Source organism: Nostoc cf. edaphicum LEGE 07299 (assembly GCF_015207245.1).
In the GTDB taxonomy this organism is placed as follows: domain Bacteria; phylum Cyanobacteriota; class Cyanobacteriia; order Cyanobacteriales; family Nostocaceae; genus Nostoc; species Nostoc edaphicum_B.
The window spans coordinates 1-7,453 of sequence record NZ_JADEXF010000143.1; the positions used below are offsets into that span (position 1 = coordinate 1).

7 protein-coding genes, 1 tRNA gene and 1 pseudogene are annotated in these 7,453 nt (G+C 42.1%); 4 read left to right on the plus strand and 5 right to left on the minus strand.

Features of this window, described 5'->3' with window-relative positions:
* Positions 1-376 precede the first annotated feature (376 nt).
* The 3 genes from IQ229_RS06225 to IQ229_RS06235 all read right to left on the minus strand — a co-directional run bounded on the left by IQ229_RS06225 (position 377) and on the right by IQ229_RS06235 (position 2,239).
* The gene (locus tag IQ229_RS06225; protein ID WP_194042215.1) at positions 377-1,648 is read right to left on the minus strand and encodes a ribulose bisphosphate carboxylase small subunit; all 1,272 of its coding nucleotides are present in this window, start codon (positions 1,646-1,648) and stop codon (positions 377-379) included.
* A 40-nt stretch (positions 1,649-1,688) separates the two neighbouring features.
* On the minus strand, positions 1,689-1,832 hold the full coding sequence (locus IQ229_RS06230; protein ID WP_194042216.1) for a hypothetical protein: 144 nt from the start codon (positions 1,830-1,832) through the stop codon (positions 1,689-1,691).
* A gap of 149 nt (positions 1,833-1,981) precedes the next feature.
* The gene (locus IQ229_RS06235; protein WP_194042218.1) at positions 1,982-2,239 is read right to left on the minus strand and encodes a hypothetical protein; all 258 of its coding nucleotides are present in this window, start codon (positions 2,237-2,239) and stop codon (positions 1,982-1,984) included.
* A 410-nt stretch (positions 2,240-2,649) separates the two neighbouring features.
* Here IQ229_RS06235 and trmFO point away from each other — a divergent pair, with 410 nt between their 5' ends.
* Both trmFO and IQ229_RS06245 read left to right on the plus strand, forming a co-directional pair.
* Positions 2,650-3,966, plus strand: coding sequence for an FADH(2)-oxidizing methylenetetrahydrofolate--tRNA-(uracil(54)-C(5))-methyltransferase TrmFO (trmFO, locus tag IQ229_RS06240; RefSeq protein WP_194042225.1), 1,317 nt, complete (start codon positions 2,650-2,652; stop codon positions 3,964-3,966).
* A gap of 384 nt (positions 3,967-4,350) precedes the next feature.
* Positions 4,351-5,046 (plus strand): FkbM family methyltransferase, encoded by a 696-nt coding sequence (locus IQ229_RS06245; RefSeq protein ID WP_194042219.1) that lies wholly within the window; start codon positions 4,351-4,353, stop codon positions 5,044-5,046.
* A 15-nt stretch (positions 5,047-5,061) separates the two neighbouring features.
* On the opposite strand, the gene IQ229_RS06250 is transcribed toward IQ229_RS06245, so the two are convergent.
* Positions 5,062-5,379, minus strand: coding sequence for a hypothetical protein (locus tag IQ229_RS06250; RefSeq protein ID WP_194042221.1), 318 nt, complete (start codon positions 5,377-5,379; stop codon positions 5,062-5,064).
* A 158-nt stretch (positions 5,380-5,537) separates the two neighbouring features.
* On the opposite strand from IQ229_RS06250, the gene IQ229_RS06255 reads away from it, so the two are divergent.
* Together IQ229_RS06255 and IQ229_RS06260 are read left to right on the plus strand one after the other, a co-directional pair.
* Positions 5,538-6,725 carry a murein hydrolase activator EnvC family protein gene (locus IQ229_RS06255; RefSeq protein ID WP_194042223.1) on the plus strand — a complete coding sequence of 396 codons (1,188 nt, stop codon included), beginning with the start codon at positions 5,538-5,540 and terminating at the stop codon, positions 6,723-6,725.
* 44 nt (positions 6,726-6,769) lie between these two features.
* A tRNA-Arg gene (locus tag IQ229_RS06260) sits at positions 6,770-6,842 on the plus strand.
* 127 nt (positions 6,843-6,969) lie between these two features.
* On the opposite strand, the pseudogene IQ229_RS06265 reads toward IQ229_RS06260, so the two are convergent.
* Positions 6,970-7,453 (minus strand): annotated as a pseudogene (locus tag IQ229_RS06265) (hypothetical protein); the annotation flags it as partial.

Consider the following 7,453-nt stretch of genomic DNA (forward strand, 5'->3'; position numbering starts at 1 on the left):
CCTCGTGGCACTAATACAAATTCCATGAATTGCTCTGGTTCATCACCTTATCAATACACAGCCGCATTTACTAGCGATTTAAGAACGATGACCTCAGCTTCAGCTAGTACTTGTAGCTAAAAGGGAAAAATTCAGCTTTCAAATTGAGGAAATATATTGTTTCCAGTTGTTTAAGAATTAACAACAACCCTAGTGACTCGAATTTGCAACCTTAAATCTCTAAGAAGTTGGGGATTTAAGGTTTTCTTCTCGTTCGCAAATGATTTAAAAAAAGCTTTTTTAAACCCGCCTGCGCGGGTTTTGTCTGTGTAGACGAAGTTTCTAACTGTCAATTTAACTTCCGATTTCTAACTCCTGGATTCTGCTGCATCTGTCCCTAATTGTTTCCATTGGGACGCTGAATAATTGTCTCCACCACCCGCCGCTTGGCTTTGGGATCGATACCTACTAAGCGCACATACTCACCGCTATATTCTGACAAAGTTGCCTCTAAATTTGAGATGGCATCAGACTCGGCATCAATGTGGCTATGAACACAAGTTTGCCAAGAACCTGTACGGAAGCGGCGCTCGTCTACGTGTTCGATACTAATTTTGTAACCTTGAGACAATAATTGCCGAATCTGTTCTTGTGTCTCTAAAGTTAAATGGGCACTTGATGCTTGCTGTTTCTGGAATTGATTAGTTTTTACTTCTTTGGTTGCACCATTTGACGGCTGACTAATAGGTGTTACAACAGCAGGTGGTGCTGATTGAGAATTTCTACCTCGATTGAGTCGATTGTAATCATCAACCAAATGGGAACTTTCTACCCGTTTTTGTTCGCCAACCAGGAAGTTTCCAGACTCGATTAAGTGAGACAGCCTGAAATCTGGCTTTTTAAACTCTGGTGGCCCTTGAGTGCTGTTAACCACACTCAAGGATATCTGCTCAAAACCTACTTTATGAATGTAGTTGCGGATTTGTTCGTCATAAATGCGCGATCGCAAAGCGCTAAAAAAGTCAATGGACTGATTGACAAAAGTATCAACTAGCTGTTCAACTTCTTTCTGTGACAGTCCATCCGGTTCAAAAATCCCCTTGACAATTCCTACCTTGTCATCTCTATCTGGTTCCCAGTAGAATTTTTCCATCCGTCCATCCCGAATTAACGGTGCATAAAGGGTGGAAAAATCATTACCTGTGACAATAATCGGTACACGATGCAAAGGTGTGGAATCATAGCTGCCCGGCAACTGCACATCTGTGGGATTATCAGCAATATTCATCAGTGTGGCATTCACCAACTGTGTGTTTACAGTATATTGAGTGCCTTCATCAAAGCGTCCAGCACCAGCATCTAAATCGTTAATCATCAGTACACACATTTTGCCGCGTACTTTGATCAGTTCTGCTGTTTCCCGATAGCGCAACCGAATCAACCGCGCTGGATCTCCGGCATCTGGACTTTCCAATTCGCCGCCAGATACGTGAGTTACTTCGATACCCATTTTCTCGAAGACTAGTTGACATTGAAATGTTTTACCTTCTCCTTTACGTCCATGAATACCCAATATCACAGGAACTCGCACGCCAGGAAGCTTCAGGAAGTTTTTGGTGATGTGGACAGCAAGTTTGTCCAAAAAGCGGGGAGCGATGTAGTAACCCATGAGTTTATGTGATGAAAAATTAACACTTCTAAGGTTAATGTTAATTTTTTTTTGGGGATAGCGATCGCTTTTCTTTCAGACAAGCTTGTGCTTGTTCATCTGTTGGGTTGATTGTCTGTTGCCAAAGTTGAACGCGCTCCCAAGCATGGAAGGAGTGAAAACTACTGTTATTTAGTACTGCCAAAGATTTGATTACAATATCAAATGACTTTGATAAGCCATTAGAATAATTCCAAGATTACTGAGAATAACCTATTTTTTAGAATAGAGCGTGTTTTCAAACACGCCCTAGTATTGCATATTGCTACAGTTAATGAAAATCATTTGTATCTACTATGTCGTCTGATTAGTCCAAATGTCTTTTAAAGCAGATAACGCCTCTTCTGTTAATATATCTGGGTTGTTAGGATCGATAAACACTTGAATACCGCGCTTTTCAAGAGCAGCAATAATTTCAGGGGTTAGTCGTGAAACAGGAGGCGTTACGCCACCGTATACACTTTTCAATTCCTCATCATCTGTTACTTCTTCAATAAACATAATTGGAGCTAGATTTAAAGCGACGTTATCTTTAATTTTGTTTTTAGTCATAAATCACGTCCTAATTACGCATTTTTAGCTAATTATGAATGCATACTTAATGTATCATCTGTAACAAGCATAAATCAAGGGTTTATATCTAAAAAACCTACTTTTATGACTAATTTTGCTACTTTTTTGATTAATCCAATTAGGCAAGGGCTGAGGACGCGATACCTACGGTAAGCTACGCTAACGCACTTCCTAGTAGTGTGCCAGTTGAAAAATGTTCAGCCCAGCGCTGCTGGTGGCTTTTCATATTATGGCAAAAACGATTGTAAAAAACCTTGAAAGTCTAGTCTCAACGTTACAATTGACCCAATACTTTATTTGCACTTGTTGTGGTTTAACATCAATTTTTATTTAATTTGACTTTTGTAATGCTGATGGATACTTATAATATGGGAATTAAAAATTTAACTATGGAAATACAACCGATACAAGTAATTGGAGGTGGACTAGCTGGGACAGAAGCAGCTTGGCAAATAGCCCAAGCTGGAGTGCCAGTAATTCTGCATGAAATGCGTCCAAAGCGATTTAGTCCGGCTCACCATACAGAACATTTAGCAGAATTAGTGTGTAGTAATTCCTTTGGGGCAATGGCAAGCGATCGCGCGGCGGGATTATTGCACGAAGAATTACGCCAACTCGGTTCGATTGTCATCTCAAAAGCTGATGAACACGCCGTACCTGCTGGTGGGGCGCTAGCCGTAGACAGGGGACAATTTGGCCAAGATTTAACTGCAACTTTAGCGAGTCATCCTTTAGTTGAATTCCGCCGGAGTGAAGTGTCTGCGATTCCTGAAGGGATTGTGGTTTTGGCAACCGGGCCTTTAACTAGTCCCGATTTAGCAGAAGATTTGCAGCGCTTTACAGGGATGGAATACCTGAGCTTTTTTGATGCAGCTAGCCCGATTATCGTCGGAGAATCGATTAATCGTGACATTGCTTTTATGGCATCACGTTATGACAAAGGTGAAGCCGCTTATCTCAACTGCCCAATGAATAAAGAGCAGTACTTGCACTTTCGGGAAGAACTCTGTAAAGCCGAACAAACAGAACTCAAGGGTTTTGAACGAGAAACGGCGAAATTTTTTGAAGCCTGTTTACCCATAGAAGAACTAGCCCAGCGCGGAGAAGATACCATGCGTTATGGCCCCCTCAAGCCAGTGGGATTGTCAGATACTCGCACAGGGGAACGTCCTTATGCTGTGGTGCAGTTACGACAAGAAGATAAAGCTGGTCAACTGTGGAACATGGTAGGATTTCAAACAAATCTGCGTTGGGGCGAACAAAAGCGAATCTTTCAATTAATTCCCAGTTTAGAAAAAGCAGAGTTTGTCAGGCTGGGAGTAATGCACCGCAACACTTTTATTAATGCTCCTCAGTTAATGCATCCTACCTTGCAATTTAAAGAGCGTCCGACATTGTTAGCTGCTGGACAATTGATTGGTACTGAAGGTTATACCGCTGCGGCTGCGGGTGGTTGCTTGGCGGGAATTAATGCAGCGCGATTAGCCTTGGGTAAAGAAGCTTTGGTTTTACCACCAACAACAATGATCGGTGCGTTATTAGAATTTATTAGTTCTGCTTCGCCGAAGCATTTCCAACCAATGCCCCCTAACTTTGGGATTTTCCCCGATTTAGGAATGAAAATCAAAAGTAAACCGGAGCGTTATGGACGTTACCGCGATCGCTCTTTAGCTGATTTGGCAAACTGGAAAGCTAATCGTAATTAATGGGCATTGACTACAAAAGTCAGAGGGGCAGAGGGGAAAGACTTGCAGCAACTTCTTTGCTGCTCCCACACTTCCTATTCTTTATATAGTCAGTAGACCGAAAAGTTTTGCGATCGCAACGGTAGACTGCTCATTTAAACTAGATTTAGCCTAAAATCTACTCAACCTAACTCAGAAACCCTTTAGATTTTGCTTTACGAATTTTTTCATTAATTATACTCTCATGAGAGTAAGAAAAAAGCCCTAGTATATGTTTTATAGTTTATCAGTCAAAAATTACTGAATTGAGGTAAATACAAGATGCAACTTACTGCTATCAAGTCAGTTGTAAAGGATTTTTGCATCTCAACTGGTCTATATAGACCCATTAGGAATTTATATCGCTTGTTAAATCAAGAACAGTTAAAAGATGATTTAGATTATTTTCAACGAGAAATTTCTTTCTTCTCAAAGCTATTAGATTCTGATAGTCTCTGCTTCGATGTTGGTGCAAACATAGGTAAAAAATCAGAGGCTTTTCTTATAGCAGGTGCAAGAGTTGTGGCATTTGAACCACAGCCCCAATGCATGAGAGAATTAAAAGCTCGATGCAGTCATTATCGCAATAAGTTTCATGCCGTTCAGAATGCCGTTGGTGCAGAACCTGGAGAAGCAACATTGTACACTCGCGAACGAAGTGGAATCGCAAGTTTTCATGAGGATTGGATAAGCCCAGTACAAAGCAGTATTCAAGTTCCTATCACCACTCTCGATCGCGCAATTGATGAATTTGGAAAACCAGACTATTGCAAAATTGATGTTGAAGGGTGGGAGCTTGAAGTTTTAAAAGGGCTGACACAACCAATTCCTTTACTGTCATTTGAATATCATATAATAGAACGCGAAATTAAGACCACCCGTGCTTGTATAGATTACCTATCCAATCTGGGAAAGATACTGATTAATGTTGTACCTGCTGAAATGCATTCATTTGTATTTCAAGAATGGTTGCCTCCAGATGAGTTTCTCAAGCGCTTTCCTGAAGATATAGTAGACCTTGGGAAAGACGACTACGGTGAGATTTGGGTTCGTAGTTGCTAATCACTCACATTTTGTTCACATATTTTTAGCGATCGCAGAGCTTTTCGGTCTACTGATAGTGACTAATCCATGTATGCCTAGTCCTGTAATTACACCTCCCAGTAATCCCCAAGTACCATCGGCAAATACGTTGATGCGATGAATGTAGGTGCGATGATAGGCATACTCTAACTGTCTATCATTTACTTTTCCAACCTCTACCAAGTTTTCCACATACTTTTCAGCTTTGATCAGTGCTGCATAATCGAGATTGAACCAATACAACGATACTCCCACCACTGCCAAACCTGGAAAAACCAAGGTAATTAAGAAAATTGCTATACGTGCGTTCATACATCTCACCCGCTCACATCCCTGCTCAATGCTGACACAGATAGAATCCTTGTGTTACAAAGTGGCAGACAATTTAATAATGTGTTGGCGTGGGTGAATCAGATTTTGGGAATAATCCTCATAGTGTTTGAAAGTATCGTTTTGATTAGGTTCGCACTATGAGAGGGCGATTTCTAGAAAAAAAGCAGATTTATTGCTGTTTATCTATTGCATTTTGCTGTGTTTTGTGGATTTGTTTGGCATTAATTCCAGCCCACGCAACGTCTACAGGGTCTATTGATACTCTGCGACAACAGCAGCAACAAATGAACCAGCAGCGTCAGGGTGTCGTTGGAGAGCGCGATCGCTTAACTAATCTCCAACAAGAGGCCCAAAAACACCTGACTGGTTTAAAGCAAAATCTGCAAACTACAGATAGCTATCTTCAAGAGAGCGAATCACGATTACAACTCGCTAGCCAACGCCTCCAACAGTTAGAAACTGATTTAGATGTGGCAGAACGTTCATATCAGGAGCGGCAAATCGCAACAGTAGCACGATTGCGTTACCTCCAGCGATCGCCTGCTTCTGCGGGATGGGCAGTTTTGCTCGAAAGTGAAAATATCAGCGACTTTTTCAGCCGTCGTCATCAGTTGAAGTTAGTGTTTCAAGCAGACCAGAAAATTTTGGTAAAACTCAACACCCAAGCAAACTCGATCGACAAACAAAAAACGGAAGTAGAACAGCAAAAAAACGAAATTGGCTTAATTCGTGAGCAACTTTTAGCACAAAAAGCCGATTATCAAACCCAGGCGCAATCACAATCAGAATTGATTCAACGCCTGAATAGCGATCGCCTCGCCTTGGAAGCAGCGCAAAATCAGCTTGAAAGAGAATCGAAAAATCTGGAAGTCTTGATTCAACAAAAGGTAGCAGAAGCCCAAGGAAAAACCAACAGCAGAACAGGTATCATCATTCGGGGAACTGGTGTAATGGCATATCCTAGCGATGCTTCTACTAGCAGTTCCTTCGGCTGGCGGGTTCACCCTATTCTTGGCTATCGTCGCTTTCATGCCGGGTTGGATTTTGCCGCCAGCTATGGTAGTAAAATTCGGGCAGCCGATTCAGGAACAGTAATTTTTGCTGGATGGTATGGTGGTTATGGCAGAGCGATAATTATCGACCACGGTAATGGTATGACTACACTCTACGGGCATAGCAGCGAGTTATATGTTTCTGAGGGACAAGCAGTTGAACGCGGACAAGCGATCGCTGCTGTCGGTTCCACAGGTTTCTCAACTGGCCCCCATCTCCACTTTGAAGTTCGTCGGAGTGGTACACCCGTAGACCCTGCTAATTATCTTTAAGACTGCGAATTTTATCACAGACGTGCTATAATATTGAAGATTAAGGGCGCGTAGCTCAGTGGATAGAGCAACAGATTCCGGTTCTGTGGGTCGGGGGTTCAAATCCCTCCGCGCTCGTTACCTTTACAAGACTAACGACAAAATCGAGAGGTCATTTTCTCTCATGGGCTAAAAAGCGATGTTTAAAATGGGCTACGCTTTAGCAATGAAAGAGGGCTGCAAAACGGTTGTTAGCTGGAATTCCTCACCGATCTGATCCGCCTAGTTTCCACGGCTGCTGTCTCCACCCTAATCTCCGTCTTGCTTCGGAAGTATCCACTCTTTGCATATTAACCTCCACAAGCTCTACAGTTTCTCGAACCAATGCTTCAAGTTCATTGACAGCTACAGGGGCTTCATCACAAAACAAGCCTTCGAGACGAGAAACAAGATTTTCAGGGGCAATCTCCATTTTCTCAATAAATCTGCTCATTCGCTTGAATTGAAATGTTGAGTAATACAAGTGGTTCAAGCCAGACAATACACCGAGAAGATTTTGGGCTGATTCAACCAGGATTTGGTAGTACCAAAGCTTTGTATCCCGTTTCGCAAGCTTGGATTGCATTCCCCAAATTGGGACAAATTTGAGATAATGCTCGACCATCGTTTGCGCCAGCCCATCGGGATAATTCGCAATTTTGGCTTTCCACTGCCCAATCAGCGTTTCGCCGTACAACGGAATTCCAACC